The 430-nt window shown below is 68.1% G+C and carries 1 protein-coding gene; it reads right to left on the bottom strand.

Translation table 11 applies throughout. From position 1 onward, the window contains the following. Positions 1-348: DUF5807 family protein (locus FY251_RS21590; protein WP_148416951.1), on the bottom strand; the 348-nt coding region annotated here is incomplete at its 3' end. Between the last annotated feature and the right edge of the window lie 82 nt (positions 349-430).

Below are 430 nucleotides of genomic sequence, written 5' to 3'. Positions count from 1 at the left end.
GAGCCCGCCTACGTCCTCGTTCTGTTCCTCGGCGAAGGCGAAGACGAATCGGGTCGTGTGGTCGCTCTCCGGTTCCTCCTCGGCGACCGGACAGACTGCGCCGGTCAGGTCGTCGTTGATGTCGCCCTCCGTACCCATCGCCTGCTGAGCCAGTCCCATCGGGTCGATGCCCGTCGCCGACTGGAACGCGCTGCGGCCGTCGTCGCCCGGCAGGACGAGGACGTGGCCGTCCTCGACTTCGTCGGCGTACTCGGCCAGCGCGCCGGGGTTCGAGACGGCGTCCTCGTGCAGGAAGAAGAGCACGTCTTCAGGCCGCTCGCCCGCCAGAAACTCCGTGTGTTTGGTCATGCAGGGGGAGAGTCACTCGCCGGGCAAAAGTGCCGCGTTCCGCTCGGGAACGAGACGCGCTGTGTCGCCGCCCCTTCCAGCC

Origin of the sequence: Haloferax sp. KTX1 (genome assembly GCF_902410085.1) — an archaeon.
Lineage (GTDB): Archaea > Halobacteriota > Halobacteria > Halobacteriales > Haloferacaceae > Haloferax > Haloferax massiliensis.
The sequence above is the reverse complement of the archived record's forward strand: the minus strand, read 5'-3'. Positions and strand labels throughout refer to the sequence as shown.